20 protein-coding genes are annotated in these 21532 nt (G+C 67.3%); 12 read left to right on the top strand and 8 right to left on the bottom strand.

Features of this window, described 5'->3' with window-relative positions:
* Positions 1-122 precede the first annotated feature (122 nt).
* Both F792_RS0100630 and F792_RS0100625 read right to left on the bottom strand, forming a co-directional pair.
* Positions 123-704 carry a BLUF domain-containing protein gene (locus tag F792_RS0100630; RefSeq protein ID WP_018167950.1) on the bottom strand — a complete coding sequence of 194 codons (582 nt, stop codon included), beginning with the start codon at positions 702-704 and terminating at the stop codon, positions 123-125.
* A gap of 52 nt (positions 705-756) precedes the next feature.
* Complete coding sequence (locus F792_RS0100625) at positions 757-1608, bottom strand: HDOD domain-containing protein (RefSeq protein WP_018167949.1); 852 nt, start codon at positions 1606-1608, stop codon at positions 757-759.
* Positions 1609-1739: 131 nt separating this feature from the next.
* Between F792_RS0100625 and F792_RS0100620 the strand changes: the two genes are divergently transcribed.
* Positions 1740-2336 carry an RNA ligase partner protein gene (locus F792_RS0100620; protein ID WP_018167948.1) on the top strand — a complete coding sequence of 199 codons (597 nt, stop codon included), beginning with the start codon at positions 1740-1742 and terminating at the stop codon, positions 2334-2336.
* Positions 2337-2349: 13 nt separating this feature from the next.
* Here F792_RS0100620 and F792_RS0100615 read toward each other — a convergent pair whose 3' ends face one another.
* The 3 genes from F792_RS0100615 to F792_RS0100605 are packed head-to-tail and all read right to left on the bottom strand — an operon-like array spanning position 2350 to position 6530.
* The gene (locus tag F792_RS0100615; protein ID WP_018167947.1) at positions 2350-3453 is read right to left on the bottom strand and encodes an RNA ligase; all 1104 of its coding nucleotides are present in this window, start codon (positions 3451-3453) and stop codon (positions 2350-2352) included.
* Positions 3450-5120, bottom strand: coding sequence for a Na/Pi cotransporter family protein (locus F792_RS0100610; protein WP_018167946.1), 1671 nt, complete (start codon positions 5118-5120; stop codon positions 3450-3452). The genes F792_RS0100615 and F792_RS0100610 overlap by 4 nt, the downstream gene beginning before the upstream one ends.
* Positions 5121-5129: 9 nt before the next feature.
* A complete protein-coding gene (locus F792_RS0100605; protein ID WP_018167945.1) occupies positions 5130-6530 on the bottom strand; it encodes an MBL fold metallo-hydrolase RNA specificity domain-containing protein in 1401 nt (466 codons plus the stop codon).
* 158 nt (positions 6531-6688) lie between these two features.
* On the opposite strand from F792_RS0100605, the gene F792_RS0100600 reads away from it, so the two are divergent.
* From F792_RS0100600 to F792_RS0100590, 3 genes are all read left to right on the top strand, one after another.
* The gene (locus F792_RS0100600; protein ID WP_018167944.1) at positions 6689-7153 is read left to right on the top strand and encodes a YbhB/YbcL family Raf kinase inhibitor-like protein; all 465 of its coding nucleotides are present in this window, start codon (positions 6689-6691) and stop codon (positions 7151-7153) included.
* A 34-nt stretch (positions 7154-7187) separates the two neighbouring features.
* Entirely contained in the window at positions 7188-8732 is a 1545-nt protein-coding gene (locus F792_RS0100595) for a BCCT family transporter (protein ID WP_018167943.1), read from the top strand.
* 175 nt (positions 8733-8907) lie between these two features.
* On the top strand, positions 8908-10698 hold the full coding sequence (locus F792_RS0100590; protein ID WP_018167942.1) for a potassium/proton antiporter: 1791 nt from the start codon (positions 8908-8910) through the stop codon (positions 10696-10698).
* On the opposite strand, the gene F792_RS0100585 is transcribed toward F792_RS0100590, so the two are convergent.
* Together F792_RS0100585 and F792_RS0100580 are read right to left on the bottom strand one after the other, a co-directional pair.
* Positions 10695-11057 (bottom strand): hypothetical protein, encoded by a 363-nt coding sequence (locus F792_RS0100585; RefSeq protein ID WP_018167941.1) that lies wholly within the window; start codon positions 11055-11057, stop codon positions 10695-10697. The two genes, F792_RS0100590 and F792_RS0100585, sit on opposite strands and share 4 nt — an antisense overlap.
* A 15-nt stretch (positions 11058-11072) precedes the next feature.
* Positions 11073-11399, bottom strand: a complete 327-nt coding sequence (locus F792_RS0100580) for a hypothetical protein (protein WP_018167940.1) — start codon at positions 11397-11399, stop codon at positions 11073-11075.
* A 196-nt stretch (positions 11400-11595) separates the two neighbouring features.
* On the opposite strand from F792_RS0100580, the gene F792_RS0100575 reads away from it, so the two are divergent.
* The 5 genes from F792_RS0100575 to F792_RS0100555 all read left to right on the top strand — a co-directional run bounded on the left by F792_RS0100575 (position 11596) and on the right by F792_RS0100555 (position 18640).
* Complete coding sequence (locus F792_RS0100575; protein ID WP_018167939.1) at positions 11596-12843, top strand: methyltransferase domain-containing protein; 1248 nt, start codon at positions 11596-11598, stop codon at positions 12841-12843.
* Between the two features lie 214 nt (positions 12844-13057).
* On the top strand, positions 13058-15391 hold the full coding sequence (locus F792_RS0100570; RefSeq protein ID WP_018167938.1) for a DNA translocase FtsK: 2334 nt from the start codon (positions 13058-13060) through the stop codon (positions 15389-15391).
* Between the two features lie 140 nt (positions 15392-15531).
* Complete coding sequence (gene lolA / locus F792_RS0100565) at positions 15532-16203, top strand: outer membrane lipoprotein chaperone LolA (protein WP_018167937.1); 672 nt, start codon at positions 15532-15534, stop codon at positions 16201-16203.
* Positions 16204-16498: 295 nt separating this feature from the next.
* On the top strand, positions 16499-17878 hold the full coding sequence (locus tag F792_RS0100560) for a replication-associated recombination protein A (RefSeq protein WP_018167936.1): 1380 nt from the start codon (positions 16499-16501) through the stop codon (positions 17876-17878).
* Positions 17879-17887: 9 nt separating this feature from the next.
* Positions 17888-18640 (top strand): TVP38/TMEM64 family protein, encoded by a 753-nt coding sequence (locus tag F792_RS0100555; protein ID WP_018167935.1) that lies wholly within the window; start codon positions 17888-17890, stop codon positions 18638-18640.
* On the opposite strand, the gene F792_RS0100550 is transcribed toward F792_RS0100555, so the two are convergent.
* Positions 18575-19132 (bottom strand): TMEM165/GDT1 family protein, encoded by a 558-nt coding sequence (locus F792_RS0100550; protein WP_018167934.1) that lies wholly within the window; start codon positions 19130-19132, stop codon positions 18575-18577. The two genes, F792_RS0100555 and F792_RS0100550, sit on opposite strands and share 66 nt — an antisense overlap.
* A 167-nt stretch (positions 19133-19299) precedes the next feature.
* Between F792_RS0100550 and F792_RS0100545 the strand changes: the two genes are divergently transcribed.
* The 3 genes from F792_RS0100545 to F792_RS0100535 all read left to right on the top strand — a co-directional run bounded on the left by F792_RS0100545 (position 19300) and on the right by F792_RS0100535 (position 21442).
* Positions 19300-19542: a hypothetical protein gene (locus tag F792_RS0100545; protein ID WP_018167933.1), complete on the top strand. Its 243-nt coding sequence runs from the start codon at positions 19300-19302 to the stop codon at positions 19540-19542.
* 91 nt (positions 19543-19633) lie between these two features.
* Positions 19634-19990, top strand: coding sequence for a DsrE family protein (locus F792_RS0100540; protein WP_018167932.1), 357 nt, complete (start codon positions 19634-19636; stop codon positions 19988-19990).
* Positions 19991-20116: 126 nt separating this feature from the next.
* Complete coding sequence (locus tag F792_RS0100535; protein ID WP_018167931.1) at positions 20117-21442, top strand: nitrate regulatory protein; 1326 nt, start codon at positions 20117-20119, stop codon at positions 21440-21442.
* Positions 21443-21532 lie beyond the last annotated feature (90 nt).

Raw genomic sequence — 21532 nt, 5'->3', positions numbered from 1 at the left:
GTAGGGCGGCAGTGGGCGTTCGGCTGCGAAGGCCGCTGGAGGAGAAGAACAGCTTGCTCAAGCGGATGGTTTGCAAGCGGCGACTGGATCTGGGGCGCAAGTGCCCATTGATCAGCGTCTCTCTAACTTACGAGCACCAGGTAGGCCGCGGCGCCGATGACGCCGACCGCCACGGCGGCCGCAACCAGCCCGACCCCGAACAGCAGACGGCTGGTGCCATGGGCGACGTCCTCCGGGCGGGCCGCCGTCGAGCTCTCGGGCCCGGTTTGCGCGGTATCCCGACCCTGGCGCAACAGGTCCAGCATCGCGTCGATGCGGTTGTTGTCGAAGGCGAAGGGGTCGAACTGGCGCTGGCCGAAGCGTTGCAGCAGCTGGCGGACGTCCTTCGCCGCCGGGATGTATTTCATCGACCACTCGCCGAATCCCGGGCTATCCAGTGGCTGCTCGCGTAGTACCCGGACCTCCTCGTGGCGATGATCACGGCGGATGCGGTCGACGGTTTCGCGCACCGCATCCGGGTCACCCTCCAGGCACTGGAAGAAGTGCCCGTCGCCGTAGTAGAGCGCACCGACAATCCCGCTGCGCGGGTTGTTCTGGCGCGACTGCATCAGGATGCGACTGACTTCGGGCTCGATGCCCTGGCTGGACGTGTTTTCACGAAACGTGGCGCGCGAGGCGTAGACGAGCTGGAGAATGGCGGGCATGCGGACGTCCTTCCTGGGAAGTAAGGAGAAGACCGCCCCCGCTGCGTGGGGTTCACTCAATCATCTGGTTTACGTGTTCCAGCCCGATCGCGTCGTCTTCCCAGTTCAGCTGGGTCGTGCCGGGCTTGGCGGCCAGGCGTCGGATGGCGGCAACCGCGTTGCGGTCGATGGAGGCCAGGCGATGCCGCGTGGCGTTGTGACTCTCGATGTTGGCCGCCTGCAGGATGTCGCTGTAGTTGACCGGTTCGCCATCCTCCGGCTCGCGCTTGAGGTTCTCGTGTTCGGCTACTGCGCGGATGATCTCCGGCTCGAAATTCCAGTTTTTCAGCATCGCGCGGCCGATGGGGACATGCGCGGCGTCGGCCGCGGCCTGCAGGGCGCGCGGGTCCTCGTAGATCTCGGGTGTCTTCTCCGCGCGGCGCAGGATCGGGATCATGCCGATGTCGTGCACCAACCCGGCGAGCAGCGCGGTATCGGGGTCCAGGTGCGGGTGCCGGCGGGCCAGAAGATAGCTGATGATCGCCACCTCCAGGCTGTGGTTCCACAGTTCTTCCATGCGTGCGCGGATCATCTCGTTCCCGCTCTGGAAGACCTCCTTCATCGACAGCGCAATGATGGTCTGGCGGGCGCGTTCCATCCCCAGGCGCGTGACGGCGGAGCGAATGGTCGCGCAGCGGGTGAGTCCACGATAGGCCGGGCTGTTGGCGTGCCGCACCAGGCGCGAGGCCAGGGCCGTGTCGCGCGAGATCAGATTGACCAGGTCAACAATGGAGCTGGACTCGTCCTGGGTGATGAACAATGCCTGCACCGAGACATCGGGCAGGGTCGGGATCTCGATCTGGTGACGTTCGAGATCCTCGCGCAGGCGTTCCAGAAACTTTTCGACTTCCGCTCGGGTGGCCAAGGGCAATCCATGTCCGGCTGGGAAATGACGCGCCGATTATGCCATACCGCGCCCTCGCGGACGGGGGATCCGCGCCGGTTGACGGGCCGCTGGCCCCTGCCGATGATGAAGGGAGCCGACAGGAGGTCGTGATGCGCCGATTCGTGCTGGATACCAGTGTCTTTACCAACCCGCATGTGGCCGGGCAGTTCGGCGAGGACCCCGAGGACATCCTGCGGACCTTCCTCACCCTGGCGCGCCATTGCCCCGCCGAGTTCTACATGCCGTTGTCGGTGTACGAGGAGTTTCGCGGCATGCGTGACCTCGAGGCCATGGCGGCCGATTTCGAGACCGTGGTCTGGGTGCGTTCGCCGCGGCGCTTCGCCCTGATGCTGCCGAGCGACATCCTCTACGAATTCATCGACGAGGTGCGTACGCGGATTGACCGCGGCCTGCGCATTGCGGAGGAGCATACCCGCCAGGCGGGGGCGGCCGAATCGCTCAAGCCCGAGCTGATCACCCAGCTGCGCGAGCGTTTCCGCGAGGCGATGCGCAAGGGGCTGGTGGATTCGCGCGAGGACGTCGATGCCGTGCTGCTGGCGATGGAGCTGGACGCCGAGCTGGCCAGCGCCGACGAGGGCATGCGCAAGCTGGGCAACCGCATGGGCATCAAGCTGGTCACCGCCGACTACCTGCGTCGGGTGATGGAGAACCTGGCCGAGTCCGGCGGCCACTCGCGCGAGCTCTGAGCGCTTCCCGGGTTCAGTCGTACTGCCGGTCACCGGCCAGGGCCGAGGCCAGGGTGCCGGTGATCCGGTCGAACAGGCGCTCGAACTCCAGAAGCCAGTAGCCGTTCGCCTCCTGGCGCGGCGTGTCCGGCAGGAAGCGCACATGGCGTCCGCCGGTGGCCTGCATGTGATCGATGAAGCGCTGGGCCCCGGCACGCTCGCGGAACCGACAGCGGTAGGTGTGGCCGACGCGTCCCTCGCGCCGGCTTTTGTCCACCGCGGTCGCCAGCCCGGACAGCAGGGCCGCGCCCAGTTCGCGTTCCACGGCGACGCGATCCTTGGGCGGATGTTCGGCGAGGAAGATGGCCAGGCGGGTCAGACGGTTGGTGAAGTACTCCGGCGGCAGGTCCAGCAGCTGCTCGGAACACACGCGGATATCGTTGATACAGGAGCCGCCGGCCACGTACTTGGCGCGGTGCTCGCCATCCGCGGTCTTCAGTACCAGGCCCTCGGCACCCTCGGCATCCAGTTGCCGGATCAAGCGGCCCAGGGCCTCGGTGTCTGCGGGCGTGAACCGTCCATGCAGCGGCGCCGGTGGCAGGTCATGGCGCTCCATCAGTGCAAACTTTTCGTCCTGCGGCACAAAGCCCGGCTGGCCGAGCCGCATCAGGTCGAACACGAACAAGCCGACGTCGTCCGCGACGCGCGGGGTGGAGCCCTCCAGATAGGGCGTGTCCGGCCCGGCGATTTCCGTGCAGAGCACCAGATCGGGTTCCGCCTCGAACACCGCGAGGTCCACGAAATCCGGCACCCGGTCGGTACTGAATGCACAGACAAACCCGCCCCGGCTGAAGGCGACGACCCGGCCTTCCCAGCGCAGGATGCGCACGTTGAAGCCGTCGATCTTCTCCTCCGCCCAGAACGGCTGATCGAACTGGCGCGGCAGCCCGGCCTCCAGCGACTGGATGCGCCCGATGGCCGGGTAGCCGGGGACCACCGAGCCATCCGGAAGCACCACGGAACCGCGCGGGTAGTGATTCACCGGCTCGAGCAGCCGGGCGTATTCCAGCCCGTCGAACGTCAGGGCCTCGGCCCGGTGGTTCGCGATGGCGTCCTGCAGGGTTTCGCCGTCGATCATGCGTTCTCCGGTTCCAGCGTCTTGCGCAGCCCCTGGATCTGGTCCTCCAGGGCCTCGGTGTGGCGGCGGGCCTTGTCGGCCTGGGTGACCAGGCGTCGCGCCATACTGATGATGCGGAGTTGGCGTTCCATCTCGGTCATGCTCAGCGAGCCGAAGGTGCCTTCGCGCAGCAGGGCTGCCTTCAGTTCGGCATAGGCCGTCTCCACCGTGCTTACGGCCTCGGTGGCCGCCAGGTCTCTGCCGTTCTCGCTTTCCAGGTTGGCGAGATCCAGGGCGCGGATCGCTTGCTCCTGCCAGGCGCGGCGCTGTTCGCTGACGATCGGGCGTTCCTCGCCGGTCGAGTGGCGGCGAAGCTCGGCGATCTGGTCGGCCAGCACCGCAGTCTCGCGATGATAGCGGGCGATACGTACCGCCTCGGCGATGCCGTGCCCGACCGCCTCGGGCATCGGGTGGTTGGCCGTGCGGGCGGCAAAATCGCTGATGGCAGCGGTCAGCTGTTCCACCGCGGCCCGCCGCGCGTCCAGGGTGCCCGCGGCCGGCGGGTCCGGGCGCAGGGCCTCGCGCGCCATGGAGTGGCTGATGTCGGCCAGGCGCTCGGTTTCCTGTAACAACGACTGCAGCGCCAGATCGGGGACGCCCCCGCTGTGCTTGTCGAGAAAGCGCGGCTGGGCGATGTCTTCCTCCCGGGTGCGGAAGCGCGTCTGCAGAAAGCGGATCATCGGCGGGGCGACCGGGACCATCAGCGCCACGCCCAGCAGGTTAAAGGCGGTGTGGAACAGCGCCAGCAGCACCGCGGGGGCCGGGGCCTCTCCGGTGCTGCCCCAGATCCAGGCGATCACGGCCAGGAACCACGGCAGGATCAGCAGCGCAACGAGCGCGGTCAGGCCGTTGAACATCACGTGCGCGGCCGCGACGCGCTTGGCGTTCGGGGTGGCACCGATGACGACCAGCAGGGCCTTGACCGTGGTGCCGAGGTTGGCGCCGATCACTGCGGCGGCTGCGGCCTCCAGCGGTACCGCGCCGCTCATCGCGGCGGTCAGGGCCATCGCCATTGACGCGGACGAGCTCTGCATCAGCACCGTCAGCAGCGCACCGATGCCGACCATGATCAGGAGCCCGACAAAGCCCGGTCGCGCCAGGGCGCCGAGGTCGAAGGTCGCGCTCAGGCCCTCGAAGGCCTCGCGCAGCACGTCGATCCCGAAGAACAGCAGGCCGAAACCGGCCAGGGCCAGACCCAGGTAGCGCGGGCGTGCGGCCTTCATGAACAGGTAGAGCAGGGCGCCGATGCCGATCGCCGGCAGGGCGAAGGCCTCGATCCGGATATTGAAGCCAATCAGGGCGACCAGCCAGCCGGTCATGGTGGTGCCGACGTTGGAGCCGAAGATCACCCAGACCGACTGGCCGAGGGTCAAAAGCCCCGCGTTGGCGAAGCCGATGGTGGTGACGGTGACCGCGCTGGAGGACTGGACCAGCGCGGTCACGCCCATGCCGGAGGCGAGCGCGCGCGGGCGAGTGCGCGTCCACACGCCAAGAATATGCTGCAGGGCCTTGCCGCCGGCGGTCTTCAGGCCGTCGGTCAGCAGCGTCATGCCGAGGAGGAACAGCCCGAGCCCGCCGAGGAAGCCGGCGATCAGGGCGTAGGTGCTGACGGCTTCGGCCTCCGGCATGCGAGCGGATTACAGCGTGATAGTCTCGCCAAAGGCCGGCACGTGGGCCTCGGCGCCTAGCTCGTCGCGCAGTCCGGCAGCCAGCGCATCACGCGCCTCCGGCTCGCCGTGAACCAGGTGGAACACCGGCTGGTCGCGGAATCCGCGTGCCCAGTCCAGTAGCTGAGTACGCCCGGCATGGGCGGAGAAGCCGCCCAGGGTGTGGACCTTCGCGTTGACCGCGACCTCGTCGCCCAGCAGCTTGACCCGCTCGGCGCCATCGACCAGCCGCCGTCCCAGCGTACCCGAGGCCTGGAAGCCGACGATGACCAGGTGCGCCTCGCGCCGCCACAGGTTGTACTTCATGTGATGACGGATGCGCCCGCCGTTGCACATGCCGGCCCCGGCGATGATGATCGCGCCGCCAGTGATGCGGTTGATCGCCATGGATTCCTCGACCGTGCGACAGACCTGCAGCCCGGGAAGGTAGCCACTCGGGTCGCCGTTTGCGGCCTTGTGCAGGCGCTCCATATCCTCGCTTTTCAGGGACTTGTGCAGCCGGGCGTAGAGTTCGGTCACCTTGATCGCCATCGGGCTGTCGAGGAATACCTTTTGCTGCGGCAGACGCCCGGCGTGGTGCAGCATGCCCAGGTGGTAGAGGATCTCCTGGGTGCGCCCGACCGCGAAGGCCGGGATCATCACGTTGCCACCGCTGGCGGCGGCCTCCGCGAGGATCTGCGCGAATTCCTCGATGGTCTCGTCCATGGGCCGGTGGTCGCGATCGCCGTAGGTGCTCTCCAGCAGCACGTGATCCGCGTGTTCCATCCGCGCGGGTTCGTGCATCAGCACGGCGTCGGGGTTGCCCAGGTCGCCGGAGAAGACCAGGTGCCGGTCGCGCCCGCCGGACGGCACGATCAGGTCGACGATCGCGGAGCCGAGGATGTGCCCGGCATCCCGGAAGGTCAGCCGGATGTCGCCGGCAATGGTTTGCGTGTCACCGTAGGGCACGGCCTTGCAGAGTCCCAGGGTGGTCGCGACGTCGTCGATGTCGTAGACCGGCTCGACCAGGGGCTTGTCCGCGCGCCGGCGCCACTTGTTCTCCCACTCGATGTCCTTGCTCATCACGAAGGCGGCGTCCTCGAGCATGATCTCGAGCAGCTCCTCGGTCCCCGGTGTGCAGTAGATCGGGCCGCGGTAGCCGTCGCGAACCAGCTTGGGCAGGAGCCCCGAGTGATCCAGGTGGCCGTGGGACAGGACGACGGCGTCGAGTTGACCGGCGAGTTCCGCGAGCGATTCGCGGTTGGCCTCGTCGGCGTCATTGCCGCCCTGATGCAGGCCGCATTCCAGCAGGATGCGGGCGTCGTCGGTCTCGAGGAGATAGCGCGATCCGGTGACCTCGCCGGTCGCGCCCTTGAAGGTGAGCTGTGCCATACCGCGAAGTGTACGCACGGAGCGGGCTCTGCGTGCAACCGTGCGGGGGGTTGGTTCGTTGACCGGGAGCAATTCCGGTCGCGATCCGGTCTCGCGGCGGTTGACCCGCTGGCGGCGGCGGGGGAGGCTGAGGATCTGTGGATACAGGAGACGAGGGGATGCGGCTGATTAGTCCTGCCTTCCGTGACGGCGAAGTGATGCCGATCGAGGTGTCGGCCCGCGATGCCAACGAGCTGCCACCACTGGAGATTCAAGAGGTTCCGGATGGCGCACAGAGCCTCGCGCTGATCCTCGAGGACCTGGATTCGCCGCTGGGCGAGGTGACGCACTGGCTGGTCTGGAACCTGCCGCCAGACACGCATCGGGTGGACTCGCTGCATCTGCCGAGTCAGGGGCGCGTGGGCCTGGATGCCTTCGGCAAGGCCGGGTATCTGGGCCCGATCCCGCCGGAGGGCTGCCACCACTATCGTTTCCGCCTGCTCGCCCTGGATGAGGCGCTGGATCTGGCGCCGGGTGCGACGCGCACGCAGTTCGACGTCGCGGCCGAGGGGCATGTGCTGGCCAAGGCCGATCTGACCGGCGGGCTTTGTGCGGGCACCCCGGACTCCGACGCGTCGAACTGATGCCCATCCCCGGACTGAAGCCAGGCCGTTCATCATGAGCCAGTATCGCCCGGAAGCCTTTTTCTCCACGGTCAATCCCACCGTGTTTACCGCCTCCGCGATCATGGTGGTGGTGTTTGTTGCCTTCGGGGTGGCCTTGCCGTCCACCGCCAGCATGGTGTTCGACGGCATCCACGGATTTATTACCGAATACCTCGGCTGGGGCTACCTGCTGGTGGTCACGTTCTTCCTCGGGTTCCTGGTCTGGCTGGGGTTCAGCCGCTACGGCGCGATCCGGCTGGGGCAGCCGGACGACCGGCCGGAATTCGGGTTTGCCGCCTGGTTCGCGATGCTGTTCTCGGCCGGCATGGGCATTGGCCTCGTGTTCTGGAGCGTGGCCGAGCCGGTCCTGCACTATCAAAACCCGCCGATTGGTGATGGCGAGACCGCCGAGGCCGCGCGCCAGGCGATGGTCTACACCTTCTTCCACTGGGGGCTGCATGCCTGGGCGGTGTACGTGGTGCTGGGGCTGTCGGTGGCGTATTTCAGCTTTCGCCACCGCCTGCCGCTGACCATTCGCTCGATCTTCTACCCGCTACTGGGGGACCGCATCTACGGCCCGATCGGGCACGTGATCGACATCCTCGCGGTGTTCGGCACACTGTTCGGGCTGGCCACCTCGCTGGGTTTCGGGGCGATGCAGCTCAACACCGGGCTCAACGTGCTCGTGGACATGCCGGTCTCGCACTGGTACCAGGTCGGCATCATCACCGCGATCACCGCGGTGGCCGTCTTGTCGGTGCTCTCCGGACTGGATCGCGGGCTCAAGTGGGTCAGCGTGTTCAACTTGGTGCTGGCGATCAGCTTCATGCTGTTCGTGCTGTTCGCCGGCCCGACGCTGTTCATCCTGCGCTTCCTGCTCGACTCCACCGGCGGCTACTTCCAGCAGCTGATCGAGCTGAGCCTGCATACCGACGCGATCGGCGGCTCCGAGTGGCAGAAGGACTGGACCATGTTCTACTGGGCCTGGTGGATCGCCTGGTCGCCGTTTGTGGGCATCTTCATCGCGCGCATCTCGCGCGGGCGTACCATCCGCGAGTTCATCGTCGGCGTGCTCGCGCTGCCCACGCTGTTCGTGTTCGCCTGGATGGCGATCTTCGGCGGCACCGCGCTGCACATGGAGCTGTTCGACGAGGGCGCGGGCATCGCCGCTGCGGTCGCCGAGGACACCACCGTGGCCCTCTACGCGACCCTGGCCCAGCTGCCGTGGACGACCTTCGCCTCCGGGATCGCCACGCTGCTAATCGCGACCTACTTCATCACCTCTTCGGCCTCGGGTACCTTCGTGGTGGATGCGCTGATCTCGCGCGGGTCGAAGCACTCGCCCAAGCGCCAGCGCGTGATCTGGGGCATCACCGAGGGGGCGGTGGCCGCCACGCTGCTGATCGTCGGCGGCGAACGCGCGCTGGACAGCCTGCAGACCGGCTCGCTGACCGCCGGGCTGCCGGTCGCGATCATCCTGGTCTTCTGCTGCTTCAGCCTGATGCGCGCCCTGCGCCGCGAATACCGCGTCGAGGGCGTGGAGCCGCCCTGGCGTTGATCCAGTGGGGGCGCCAAGCCCCTAGAGGGCCCTGTCGATGTAGCCCATCGGCGTTGCGGATCGGCTGAATAGATCGGCTACACTTCGCTCATCGTGCCCGCCAGGCCCGCAAGCAAAAAGGCTTGAGCGCTGGGGTGCGAATGAATCAGTGTCGCCCTAGCCAGAAAGGAGTTCGATGGACTGGATCTTTCCGCTGATCCTGATTGGCGCCGGGTTGATCGTGGTCTCGGTGCTCACGTCGGTGTTGTCGTTCCGGCTCGGTGCGCCGCTGTTGCTCGTGTTTCTGGGGATCGGCCTGCTCGCCGGCGAGGACGGTCTCGGGCTCGAGTTCGACGACCCCAACGTTGCGTTCCTGATCGGCAGCCTGGCGCTGGCCGTGATCCTGTTCGACTCGGGTTTTGGTACCCGGCTGCGCACGTTGCGCCGGGCGGCAGGCCCGGCCATCGTGCTGGCGACGGTTGGGGTTGCCCTGACCACACTGCTGCTGGCGGTGGCTGCCCACTGGTTGCTGGACCTGCCCTGGGCCTATGCGCTGCTGCTGGGGGCGCTGATCAGCTCCACCGATGCCGCGGCGGTGTTCTTCCTGCTGCGCGTGGGTGGCGTGAAGATCAACCGACGCGTGCGTTCCATTCTGGAAGTCGAGTCGGGTTCCAACGATCCGATGGCGATCTTCCTCACCGTGGTCTTCATCGAGTGGATCCTGTCCGGCACCACGGTGGGCGGTCTGGCCACGCTGTTCGCGACGGAATTTCTGCTGCAGATGGGATTGGGTCTGCTGATCGGAGTCGTGGGCGGTTATCTGCTGGTGGAACTGGTCAATCGCCTGCCGCTGGACGAAGGGCTCTATCCGATCGCCGTCGTGGCCGGGGCCGTCACCCTGTTCGCGGCTACTGGCTGGCTCGGGGGCAGTGGCTTTCTGGCGGCCTACGTGGCAGGGATCGTGGCGGGCAACCGGACGCTTCGCGGGGCCGCCAGGCTGCACCGGCAGCAGGAGGGACTGACCTGGCTGGCGCAGATCAGCATGTTCCTGGTCCTGGGCCTGCTGGCCACGCCCTCGGAGTTTCCGTCGCTGGCACTCCCGGCACTGGGGCTGGGACTGGTGCTGATTCTGGTCGCGCGCCCCGTGGCGGTCTGGCTGTGTCTGCTCCCGTTTCGCCAGGACTGGCGCAGCACGGCATTTGTGTCCTGGGTGGGGTTGCGCGGGGCGGTGTCGATCCTGTTGGCGATCCTGCCGATGGTGGCCGGTGTCGAGGGCGGCGAGATGTTCTTCAATATCGTGTTCATGATGGTGCTGGTGTCGCTGCTGGTGCAGGGCTGGACCATTCGCCCGGTAGCTGAGCGGCTCGGGCTGGTCGTGCCGCCCGAAACGGGTCCGGTCGAGCGGGTACAGCTGGAGTTGCCTGGCAGTCCACGGCACGAGTTGGCGGTGTACCGCGTGATTGAGGACAGTCCGGTGTTGCGCGGGGCCCGTCTGCCACGCTGGGCCCGCCCGTCGCTGGTGGTGCGCGAGGGCCGTTCGGTGCGCTATCAACAGGCTGGCCATCTGACGCCAGGAGACTACGTCTACATCTTTGTGGTGCCCGAGTACGTGCCCTTGCTGGACCGACTGTTTGCCAGCCCGCGCATCCCGGGCCACGACGACTCGGAGTTCTTTGGCGAGCTTCCGTTACACCCGGAAAAGCGCCTGGCGGATCTGTGCGAGATGTATGGAGTGTCATGCGAGGTGGCGGATGCGCAGCTAACGATCGGCGAATATCTGGCGCGGGAGTTGCCGGGTGAGCCGATTGTGGGTGACCGGGTGAGCTTCGGCACCGCGGACCTCATCGTGCGCGAGGTGGATGATGCCGGGCGGGTGATGCAGGCCGGTCTGGCCTTTATGCGTCACGGCGCCGGTGGCGACGGGATGACCCTGCCCTGGTATGGCTGGTGGAGGGCCTTGCGCGGGCGTCGATCCCCGAAGCGCTAGCCTTGTTGCGGTGGCGGCCCTTGTTCCAGGGTCTTGCGCAGGTGCTCGATCTGCTCCGGCTTGATGCCGGCAATGTCCTTGATCGGCAGGGTAAACGCGAAGCCGTTGCCCGCCTCGCTCAGCCGGAGCTCCGTATCCAGCTGTTTCAGCAGTCGCGCAGCCAGTTGGGCTTCCAGGACCATTAGCAACACGTTGCGTGCCGACGAATCCCTCAGGTCCATGACGGGCGCACGGCGCAGTTGTGCGATGCCCTGACCCTCGAGGAGGGTCAGCCCGGCTGCACCCTCGCGGCGGACGATCTCGATGGCGCGGTCGGCCCGGTTGCGCGGGACTACGACGGCGAGCAGTACGAATTGCATGGCGTTCCTCGCTTTTCAGATATGTGCGGAGCCACCGACAAACTGCATGCCCGCCAGGGCCTGGGCATCGAGCGTGAAGGCCAGACCGTTGTAGGGCTGTAGCAAGTCCAGTTCCAGGTTCAGGCGGCGCGAGATACGCTCGGCGCGTTCCTCGTCCAGTTCCCAGATGCAGACCGATTCCCGGCCCTGGTAGGTCACGCCGAGAAAGGTCATGTGATCGGGGAAGCCGAGGCCCGAGCCGTGCATCACCGTCCCGTCCGCACCACCTTCCTCGGCGGCGATGGCCAGGGCCTGCTCCTCGCGGTCCTGGTCGATGATGGCCACCAGAAAAGTCTCCGCCATGCTGATCCTTCCCGATCGGTTGTTGTGCGCTGTGAAATCGGCGTCCCGCGCCGGAATCCGGTGCCTTCAGTATGGCAATCTTCCCCGGGAAGCGCACGGGCGTTCCCGGATGCAAGACCCTGGGGGCTGGTGTCCGTGCCCGCGCCGGCGTGGTCTCCGTACGTCGCACCGCACTCAGCGTGCCAAGGGAGGGTACATGTACGACCCGTTTGTGGAACTGGAATCGGTCGAGGCGGCCACCCATGCCCTGCCGGGGGCACTGGACGTTGGACTCACCCTGGACTGGGCGAGTGACGAGGCCCGTCACCGCGAATGCCTGTTTCTGCCGAGGCTGTTGCCGGAGCGGGACCACTGGCCGGGTGATCTGGCCGCCGCCCTGCACGGGCTGGGAGTGGGGGCGGTACACGAGGCCTCCCGGGCGACAGCCGAGGTCCTGGTCCCGGCGGGGGCGGTGGGTCGGGTGCGGGAGCTCCCGGCGTCGGCGTTCAATCGTGGTCTGCGCAGGCATCGCCGGGTGGAGCCCCATGCGGGTCGTTTTTATCCGAGGGCGTTCATTGCCGGCCATGCGGGCATCGAGGCCGGGGATCGCGAGCTGTTCCGGGTCGGGGCGCTGGAGGAGGACCGCCTGGTGGCGGATCTGAACCATCCACTGGCGGACCATGAGCTGCGGTTGCAGGCGCGGGTCATGGCCCGCCACGCCCCCGGGCGTGATGACGACCACTCGGTGGATGTGGCCCGGCTGCTGACGGCCCGCGGGCCGGGCATGCAGGCGCGCTGGCGCGGACGGCCGACCGACTTCTGGGCCGACGGCGCGCTGGAACGCGAGGATCCGGACCCCGATGCGGCGTTCTACGCCGAGCCGCGCCGGGTGCACCACCTGGACGCCACTGCGCGCGCCGAGATTGCCGCGCTGTATGGCGCCTGCATCCCGGCCGGTGCGCGGGTGCTCGACCTGATGAGCAGCTGGGAGTCGCACCTGGACCGGGTGGAGACGCCGGAAGCGGTGATCGGGCTGGGCATGAACGCGCAGGAGCTGGCGGACAATCCCCGTCTGACGTCGTCCCTGGTGCACGACCTGAACCTCCGCCCGGAACTGCCGTATGCGGCGGGGAGCTTCGACGCCGTGGCCTGTACCGCGTCGGTCGAGTATCTGACGCAGCCGGAGGCGGTGTTCCAGGCAGTACGCGAGGTGCTGAGGCCGGGTGGGGTGTTCGTGGTGACCTTCTCCGACCGCTGCTTCCCGACCAAGGCGATCGCGGTCTGGGAACGCCTGTACGACTTCGAGCGCGTGGGGCTGGTGCTGGACCTGTTCCTGCGCGCCGGTTTCACGGATCTCGCGACCTTTTCCCTGCGCGGCCTGCCGCGGCCGGCGGATGATCCCTATGCCGGACGGCTGGAGCATGCGGACCCGGTGTTTGCGGTGTGGGGTTATCGATGGGACTGAGGGATGGGCCTTTGCCGACACGGGCGGGGGCTTCGCGGGCAAGCCCGCTCCTGTAATGGCAGGGTTCGACGAGCCGAGGCAGCCTGCCGGAAAGCGATCGGACCGGACTCGGTTCTCAGGCTGGGCAGGTCTGGGCCCCCGAAGAACGTTTTAACCGGTAAACTGCGACGTGATTCGAGATGCCCGCGCCGCGGGCCGGACCAGTGGGGAGCGCATGGCCGCAAGCAAGGCCAAATCCGGGGGCAAGGGCAGCAAGACGGCAGAGCCGGCCGCACCGCCGAGCCTGAGTGGGCAACTCCTGCGTGGTCTGCGCGAGGGTGCACTGCTGATCTTCGGCATGCTGGCGCTGTATCTGCTGGTGGCGCTGGCGAGCTATCACCCGGGCGATGCCGCCTGGTCGACCACCGGCGACGGCGAGGGTCTGCGCAATCTGGGCGGCACCACGGGCGCCTGGTTCGCCGATATCGCTTTCCATCTGCTCGGCTATCTGGCCTACCTGATTCCGCTGGCCGTGGGCGGCATTGGCTGGTGGCTGTTCCGGCACCGCCGCGAGGCGCAGATCGCCAGCCCCATGGAGCTCACCGTGCGCGGGCTGGCGTTGATCGTGGCGCTGATCGCCGGCTCGGCCCTGGCCGCGCTGCACCTGATGCCGGGCGGGATGCCGGTGCATGCCGGCGGCATCCTCGGCGACCTGTTCGGCGGCTGGGCGGTCGCCGGGCTGAGCCTGGTGGGCGGGACACTGGTCCTGCTGGCGCTGTTCCTGGCCGGGGTGACCCTGTTTACCGGGCTGTCCTGGTTTCTGCTGATGGATCGTCTCGGACAGCTGGCCGTGCGTGGCTGGGAGCGTGCCCGCGTGGCGATCGACTCGGCCCGTGACCGCCGTATCGGCGCCCGCGAACGGGCCGAACGCGAGACCCGGGTGGAGAAGGAGCGCAAGCGCACCGAGAAGCGCATGCCCTCGCGGGTGGAGCCACGTATCGAGACACCCCCGCCCAGCCCGCGAGTGCAGAAGGAGAAGCAGGTCCCGCTGTTCACCGAGGGGACGGGCGCGGATCCACACCCGCCGCTGGCCCTGCTGGACGAGGCGCCGCCGCCGCCCGACGGATTCTCCGAGGAGTCGTTGCAGGCGCTCTCCCGCCTGGTGGAACTGAAGCTGAAGGACTTCGGTGTGGAGGTCGAGGTGGTCGCGGTGCAGCCGGGGCCGGTGATCACCCGCTTCGAATTGCAGCCGGCGGCCGGGGTGAAGGCCTCGCGCATCTCCGGGCTGTCCACCGATCTCGCGCGTTCGCTGTCGGTGATGGCCGTACGCATCGTCGAGGTGATCCCGGGCAAGTCCACGGTGGGGCTGGAGATCCCGAACGAGAACCGCGAGATCGTGGCCCTCTCGGAGATCCTGCGTTCGGATCTGTTCGACTCGAACAAGTCGCCGCTGACCATGGCGCTGGGCAAGGACATCGGCGGCGGCCCGGTGATCGCGGATCTGGCGAAGATGCCGCATCTGCTGGTCGCCGGGACGACCGGTTCCGGGAAATCGGTGGGCGTCAACGCCATGCTGCTGTCGCTGCTGTACAAGTCCACGCCGGAAGACGTTCGCCTGATCCTGATCGATCCGAAGATGCTGGAGCTGTCGGTCTACGAGGGCATCCCGCATCTGCTGTGTTCGGTCGTCACCGACATGAAGGATGCCTCCAACGCCCTGCGCTGGGCGGTGGCGGAGATGGAGCGGCGCTACAAGCTGATGTCGGCGATGGGCGTGCGCAACATCGGCGGCTTCAACAAGAAGGTGCGCGATGCCCAGGCCGGCGGCGAGCCGCTGAAGGATCCGTTGTTCAAGCCGGAGGAGGCGATCACCGAGACCGAGGCGCCGGAACTGGAGCCGTTGCCGTTCGTTGTGGTTGTGGTCGACGAATTCGCCGACATGATCATGGTCGTGGGCAAGAAGGTCGAGGAGCTGATCGCCCGCCTGGCGCAGAAGGCCCGCGCCGCCGGCATCCACCTGATCCTGGCCACCCAGCGTCCGTCGGTGGACGTGATTACCGGGTTGATCAAGGCGAACATCCCCACCCGCATCGCCTTCCAGGTCTCCTCGCGCGTGGACTCGCGCACCATCCTCGATCAGATGGGTGCCGAGCACCTGCTGGGTCACGGCGACATGCTCTATCTGCCGCCGGGCAAGGCGATGCCCGAGCGCGTGCACGGTGCGTTCGTCAGCGACAACGAAGTGCATCAGGTGGTCGAGTACCTGAAGTCCACCGGCGAGCCGGACTACAACGACGCAATCCTCGACGAGCCCGAGGCCGGTGCGGCCAGCATCCCGGGGCTGGAGTCGCCCGAGGGGAACGGCAACGAATCGGACCCGCTCTACGATCAGGCCGTGCAGGTGGTCATCGAGTCACGCAAGGCCTCGATCTCGTTCGTCCAGCGCCGGCTGAAGATCGGCTACAACCGCGCCGCGCGCATGGTCGAAGACATGGAGGCCGCCGGCCTGGTCAGCCAGGTACAGTCGAACGGCAATCGCGAGGTCCTGGTTCCCGGCCCGAACGACTGAGCGCCCCGAACCCGAGGGCCTGGTTGGTGTCCATGTCCCTGATCGCGTGACGCGGTTCGTCATCCCTGTGCAGCACATTCACGCCGGGTTAAGCCTCGCGGCGCATCATGAATCGCATACTCATCCATCCTGGAGACTGCATGAACGCTCGTCCCCTTACGTGTCCGGGCGCCCTCTGGCGGGCCCTGTCCCTTGGCCTGGTACTGGCCTTGACCGCCGTTCCGGCCCTGGCCGCCGACCGCGGTATGGAGGATGCCCGCGCGGCGCTGGATCGCTTTGTCGATGGCCTTGAAAGCTTCTCCGCCGAATTTACCCAGACCGTGCGCGACGACACCGGCTACGTGCTGCAGGAGTCCGATGGCCGCATGCAGCTGGGGCTGCCCAATCGCCTGCACTGGGAGGTGACCGAGCCGTTCCCGCAGACCATCGTCTCCGATGGCGAGGACCTGTGGATGTACGACCCGGACCTGTCGCAGGCCACGGTGCGCCCGCTGGGGGATGCCTTCGACGCCACGCCGATCGCCGCGATCACCCAGCCGGAGCGTCTGGACGAGCACTTCCGCATGTCACTGCGCCCGGTGCCGGGCGGCGATGCCCTGCGCCTGGTGCTGGTGCCGCGCAACGAACAGGCCGACTTCACCAGTCTGGACCTGGACCTGACCGCGGATGGCGACCTGACCCGCATGGCCTTCCGCGACATCTTCGGCCAGGAGACCGTGATCCTCTTCCACGAAACCGAACGCAATGGCGAACTCGACCCGGGCGTGTTCACCTTCGATCCGCCGGCCGGGACCGACATCTATCGGCCTTGAGCGAGGTCCGCTCGCGGGTTATCTGCCACAAAGCGCACAGAGGCCACGGAGAAAACAAAGGCTTTCAGGGAGCGTAGGATGCGTTGAGCAAAGCGAAACGCATCGGTCGGAAGGCGGCGATATTCCGGGTGATCGATGTTGATGCGTTTCGCTTTGCTCAACGCATCCTGCACATGGGCTGTGATACTCCCCTTGGGTTGTCTCCGTGCCCTTCGTGGTTCAATAGTCCTTCTTCGTACCTTCGTGCACTTCGTGGTGAACAAGGCTCTTCGGCTCGAGGGGTTACAATCCCTCCATGAGTGATTCCCCCGAAGGCGATCTGTTCGGCCCCGATCCGGACGTGGCCTCGCCCGAACCCGAACCGGCCCCGGTAGCCCTGGATCCCTCGGCGCCGCTGGCCGAGCGCATGCGTCCGGCGCGGCTCGACGAGATGGTCGGCCAGGACCACCTGGTCGGCGCCGATGCCGCGCTGCGCCAGGCGATCGAGCAGGGCCAGACCCCGTCGATGATCCTCTGGGGCCCGCCCGGCTGCGGCAAGACGACGCTCGCGCGGCTGGTGGCGGCGGCCGGAGCCCAGCGCCTGGTCACGTTGTCCGCCGTGCTGGCGGGGGTCAAGGACGTCCGTGCGGTCGTCGAAGCCGCGAAGACCCGCCGCCGCAATGGTGTCGGGACGCTGCTGTTCATCGACGAGATCCACCGCTTCAACAAGGGCCAGCAGGACGCCCTGCTGCCGCACATTGAGGACGGTACGCTGACCTTCGTCGGCGCGACCACCGAGAATCCTTCGTTCGCACTCAACAGCGCGCTGCTGTCGCGCGCGCGGGTCTATCGCATGGAGGCGGTCGGGGCGGAGGCCATCGAGGCCCTGATCGACCGGGCCCTCAATGCCCCCGAGCGCGGTCTGGGCGGGCGCGGCCTGACGCTGGACCCGGAGGAGCGTCAGCGTCTTGCGCGCGCCGCGGACGGCGATGCCCGGCGTGCCCTGAACTGGCTGGAGACCGCCTCGGACCTGGCCCGCGATGGCGCCATCACCGGCGACGCCCTGCGCGCCGTAATGGGGGCGCAGTCGCTGGCCTTCGATCGCCAGGGTGATGCGTTCTACGACCAGATCTCCGCCCTGCACAAGTCGGTGCGCGGGTCCGATCCGAACGCTGCGGTGTACTGGCTCACCCGCATGCTGGATGCCGGCTGCGACCCGGACTATCTGGGCCGACGCCTGCTGCGTATGGCCTACGAGGACATTGGCCTGGCCGCGGTCGGGCTCGGTGCCCGGGTGCTGGCCGCCTGGCAGACCATGGAGCGCCTGGGCCGGCCGGAGGGTGATCTGGCGCTGGTGCAGGCGGTGATCGAACTGGCTTCCGCGCCCAAGAGCAACAGCGCCTATGCCGCGCTGAACGGCGCGCGGGCGGAGATTCGCGACAGCGGAAGTGCGGGCGTGCCCCTGCACCTGCGCAATGCCCCGACCGAGCTGATGCGCGCCGAGGGGTTCGGTGCCGGATACCGTTACGACCACGACGAACCGGACGGCTTTGCCCGCGGGCAGGTGTATCTGCCCGAAGGGCTGGAGGAGGCGCGCTTCTACAGCCCGCGCCGGGATGGTACCGAGCGCGCGCTGGCGGAGCGTCTGGATCGCCTGCGCCGCAACAACGGCCAAGGCGCCGGTAATGAGGGCTGACGGGGTGACATGAGGATTCGACACCACAAGAGCTGGCTGACGGTCGCGGCGATCCTGTTCGGGGTCTCGCTGGCGTGGATCCTGTTGACCACCGAGTGGCCCAGCCTCGGCGTTCCGCTGGGCGAGCTGGAGGCCTGGCTGCTCAGCTGGGGCCCTGGGGCCTACCTGGTATTCGTGCTGGCGTTTGTCGTACTGGCCCTGTTCCCGCTGCCGAGCACCTTCTGGATCCTGCTGGGCGGGGCCTTGTTCGGTCCCTTCACCGGTGGCGCCCTTAGTCTGCTGGCGGCCACCGTGGCGGCGGTCATCGCCTTCATGCTGGCCCGTACCTGGCTGCAGCCCTGGCTGGTTCCGCGCATGGGGCCGCGCAGTACCCGGCTGCGCGAGGATGTGGAGGCCGAGGGCTGGCGCGTGGTGGCCCTGACCCGGCTGGTACCGGTGTTTCCGTTTGCGCCCACCAACTATGCCCTGGGGCTCGTGCGCCTGCCGCTGCCCGTGTTTGCACTGACGACGGTGGTGGCGCTGATCCCGGGCCTGTTCGCCTATGCCTGGCTGGGGCATGCCACCCGCGAGGTGGCCAGTGGTGCCGACAGCGGGGTGCAACTGGGTCTGGCGCTGCTCGCGGTGCTGGCATTGCTGCTGTTGCTGCCGCGCCTGGTGCGGCGCATCTGGCTGGGACAGAAGATGCTGCGCTCGGAGTCAGACCCAGGCGAGCAGGACTCCGAGGCCCAGGGCGAAGAACAGCAGCGCGGCGAGCGCGCGTAGCAGCCGCAGCGGTAGGTGGCAGGCGAAGCGCTGTCCCAGCCATACGACCGGCGCATTGGCCAGGACCATGCCGATGGTCGAGCCGATCACGACCAGGATCAGGTTGTCGAAGGTCGCGGCCAGCGCGGCGGTAGCCACCTGCGTCTTGTCGCCCATCTCGACCAGGAAGAACAGCACCGTGGTGGTCCAGAACACGCCGTGTTTCGAGGGGGCGGGCAGCTCGTCCTCGCCATCCGGCACCAGCACCCAGGCGGCCATGACGATGAACCCGAGCCCCAGCCCCCAGCGCAGCCACTCGTCCGGCACGCTGGCGCCGATCCAGACGCCGGCCAGCGCGGCGAGGAAGTGATTGGCCAGGGTCGCCACCACGATGCCCCAGATGATGGGCCAGGTCTGCTGGTAGCGGCAGATCAGGAGCAGCGCGAGGAGTTGGGTCTTGTCGCCCATCTCGGCGATGGCGACGATGACGGTGGAGACGAGCAGGGCTTCCATGATGGTCTTCCGGACCGGGCGGCTACTGCGGACCGCGGTGGTGAGGCCAGGGGGTTCCCGGGCCTGCCGCGTCGCGCCCCCCTGAAGCTGGCAAAAGTGTAGAAGGCGGCCCCGTTACCGGCAAGAACGGGCTGCGCCGTGCGCGGGCCTTGGGTAGGATGCGCGCGATGAGAGCCTTCGTACGCTGGGTAGATCGCGCACCGCTGTGGCTGTTTGCCCTGCTGGTGGCCACGCTGGGCCTGGCCCCCTGGATCCCCGAGCCGCATGTCGCGGAGAAGCTGCGCTGGCTGCTCGCCGGCGAGCTGACCCGGTTGTGGGACATCCTCGACCTGGTCATGCACGCCATCCCCTGGCTGTTGATGGCCTTCAAGCTCTACCGGACCAGCGTTACGGTTAGGGGCAGGCCCTGATCCGAGTGTTTCTCCGCAGCTTGTGGGAAATCGACGCCGGGCGTGCCTGCCGCTACGGTTGCAGCACGTTTCAAGCACTCAGGAGAACCCCATGCGCTTTATTGTTGCTGTCACCGCCGGTACCGACGACCCCACCCGTGCGACGCTCGGCATGATCGCCGCCAACGTGGCCAAGCAGCAGGGCCATGACGTGACCGTCTGGCTGCAGGGCGAGGCCGTGAACATCGCCAACCGCAATGTCTACGACAAGATCGTCGGCCACAACATGCCGGCAATGAAGGACATCGTCGATTCACTGGTCAGTGAAGGCGTCCCGTTCTGGGCCTGCGAGGCCTGCGCCAAGGGCCGCGACGTCGGCGAACACAACTTCCTGCCGAACGCCGAGATGGCCGGCATGGGCCAGTACGTCCAGGCCGTCGCCGACTTCGACCGCTCGATGAGCTTCTAATCGTTCATCGTTGCTCGCGGGCGGGGGTGTGATCCCCCGCTCGTTCTGATCTCCCGCCCCTGCCAGTGCCCCGAACTGGCACATTGCATGCTTGTTTGTTCCGCGAGGCATCCGCGGATCATGAGCATGAGTCAGAATCTCCCCCCGAATACCCTGTCCCCGAGCGTTTCGTATGAAGAGGCCATTGGCGACTTCCTGGTCGCCTCGCGCAAATGCGAGGTAGTGAGCCTGGAGCGCCTGCTGGAGGCCGTGCAACTGGTCGGGTGCATCCGTGCCCTGGTGCATCAACTGCAGCGTGAACGCGGCGCTTCCAGCCTCTGGATCGGCTCGGCTGGCCAGCGTTATGCCGAGGAGCTGGGGCAGTATCGAACCGAATCCGACACCACGGCGGCGGCCTTTCGCGAACACCTTGATGGCTGGTTACAGCCGGGGGCCTGTGCCCACGCGCGCAGCCGGTTGCTGGGGCGCATGGCACTGGCCCTGCACGGGCTGTCCGGGCTGCCCAGCCTGCGCGAGGAGGTCAACGAGCGCACGCTTTCGCCGATGGAGGCGATGCGCGGATTCAGCGAACTGATCCGGTCGCTCCTGGCCGTGGTATTCGAGGCAGCGGATTCGGCTACCGACCCGGAGGTCTCCGGTGCGTTGGTCGCTCTTTTGAACTTCATGCAGGGCAAGGAGCTTGCGGGTCAGGAACGCGCGATCGGTGCTGCGGGCTTTGGCCAGGGCGTGTTTGACGGCGAGCTGCGCCAGGCCCTGTTACACCGTATCGATGCCCAGGAACGTTCGTTTCGCATCTTCTCGGAGTTTGCCCCGGAATCGGCCTGCGGCGCCTGGCGTCAATTACAGGGCGCGAGCTTCGCCGCCGAGGTCGAGCGCCTGCGCCGTCAGGCCTGCACCCAGACCGATGGCCAGCCGGCCCCGGCCCGGGCCGAGGCGTGGTTTGCCTGCACGACTGCGCGTATCGACGCGATGAAGGAGATCGAGGATCGGCTGGAGATGCACCTGAACGAGTGCTGCTCCGCGCGCATCGTGGCGGATCGCGCGGACCTGGGTGCGGTGCGTGACCGTATCGCGCAATTGGCCGAGTCGGAGTTGCGCGACAGCGTGCCGTATGCGGTGTTTTTCGGTGCGCCCGAGGGGCTGGATTCCGACGGCGTGGGCGGCGATAACCCGCTCAATGTGCCGATCGTCGGACATTCGGTGATGGACCTGGTGCAACGCCAGGCCAGTCGTCTGCAGTCGGTGGAGGACGAGCTGCAGGCGGCGCGCCAGGCCTTGGCCGAGCGCAAGACGATTGAGCGAGCCAAGGCACTGCTAATCCAGCATCGCGGCCTGACGGAGGACCAGGCCTACAAGCTCCTGCGCCAGACTGCGATGAACCAGAACCGGCGTCTGGCCGAGGTGGCCGAGGCGACCGTCGCCATGTCTGACCTGCTGGGGAAGGGCCTGTAGGAGATTCTATGTCTCTCCACAAGGGATCTTAGGTTGGTAATCGGTCTGATTTTTCATCAGGGCGAAGGCGACGCGGGCCAGCTTTCGAGC

It is taken from the genome of Thioalkalivibrio sp. ALMg9 (assembly GCF_000380625.1).
Classification (GTDB): Bacteria; Pseudomonadota; Gammaproteobacteria; order Ectothiorhodospirales; family Ectothiorhodospiraceae; genus Thioalkalivibrio; species Thioalkalivibrio versutus.
The sequence above is the reverse complement of the archived record's forward strand: the minus strand, read 5'-3'. Positions and strand labels throughout refer to the sequence as shown.

Excerpts from the sequence above, each read along its gene's own strand:
- F792_RS0100630 (WP_018167950.1), bottom strand. The coding sequence starts at position 704 with ATGCCCGCCATTCTCCAGCTCGTCTACGCCTCGCGCGCCACGTTTCGT.
- F792_RS0100620 (WP_018167948.1), top strand. The coding sequence starts at position 1,740 with ATGCGCCGATTCGTGCTGGATACCAGTGTCTTTACCAACCCGCATGTG.
- F792_RS0100615 (WP_018167947.1), bottom strand. The coding sequence starts at position 3,453 with ATGATCGACGGCGAAACCCTGCAGGACGCCATCGCGAACCACCGGGCC.
- F792_RS0100610 (WP_018167946.1), bottom strand. The coding sequence starts at position 5,120 with ATGCCGGAGGCCGAAGCCGTCAGCACCTACGCCCTGATCGCCGGCTTC.
- F792_RS0100605 (WP_018167945.1), bottom strand. The coding sequence starts at position 6,530 with ATGGCACAGCTCACCTTCAAGGGCGCGACCGGCGAGGTCACCGGATCG.
- F792_RS0100600 (WP_018167944.1), top strand. The coding sequence starts at position 6,689 with ATGCGGCTGATTAGTCCTGCCTTCCGTGACGGCGAAGTGATGCCGATC.
- F792_RS0100595 (WP_018167943.1), top strand. The coding sequence starts at position 7,188 with ATGAGCCAGTATCGCCCGGAAGCCTTTTTCTCCACGGTCAATCCCACC.
- F792_RS0100590 (WP_018167942.1), top strand. The coding sequence starts at position 8,908 with ATGGACTGGATCTTTCCGCTGATCCTGATTGGCGCCGGGTTGATCGTG.
- F792_RS0100585 (WP_018167941.1), bottom strand. The coding sequence starts at position 11,057 with ATGCAATTCGTACTGCTCGCCGTCGTAGTCCCGCGCAACCGGGCCGAC.
- F792_RS0100580 (WP_018167940.1), bottom strand. The coding sequence starts at position 11,399 with ATGGCGGAGACTTTTCTGGTGGCCATCATCGACCAGGACCGCGAGGAG.
- F792_RS0100575 (WP_018167939.1), top strand. The coding sequence starts at position 11,596 with ATGTACGACCCGTTTGTGGAACTGGAATCGGTCGAGGCGGCCACCCAT.
- F792_RS0100570 (WP_018167938.1), top strand. The coding sequence starts at position 13,058 with ATGGCCGCAAGCAAGGCCAAATCCGGGGGCAAGGGCAGCAAGACGGCA.
- lolA (WP_018167937.1), top strand. The coding sequence starts at position 15,532 with ATGAACGCTCGTCCCCTTACGTGTCCGGGCGCCCTCTGGCGGGCCCTG.
- F792_RS0100560 (WP_018167936.1), top strand. The coding sequence starts at position 16,499 with ATGAGTGATTCCCCCGAAGGCGATCTGTTCGGCCCCGATCCGGACGTG.
- F792_RS0100555 (WP_018167935.1), top strand. The coding sequence starts at position 17,888 with ATGAGGATTCGACACCACAAGAGCTGGCTGACGGTCGCGGCGATCCTG.
- F792_RS0100550 (WP_018167934.1), bottom strand. The coding sequence starts at position 19,132 with ATGGAAGCCCTGCTCGTCTCCACCGTCATCGTCGCCATCGCCGAGATG.
- F792_RS0100545 (WP_018167933.1), top strand. The coding sequence starts at position 19,300 with ATGAGAGCCTTCGTACGCTGGGTAGATCGCGCACCGCTGTGGCTGTTT.
- F792_RS0100540 (WP_018167932.1), top strand. The coding sequence starts at position 19,634 with ATGCGCTTTATTGTTGCTGTCACCGCCGGTACCGACGACCCCACCCGT.
- F792_RS0100535 (WP_018167931.1), top strand. The coding sequence starts at position 20,117 with ATGAGTCAGAATCTCCCCCCGAATACCCTGTCCCCGAGCGTTTCGTAT.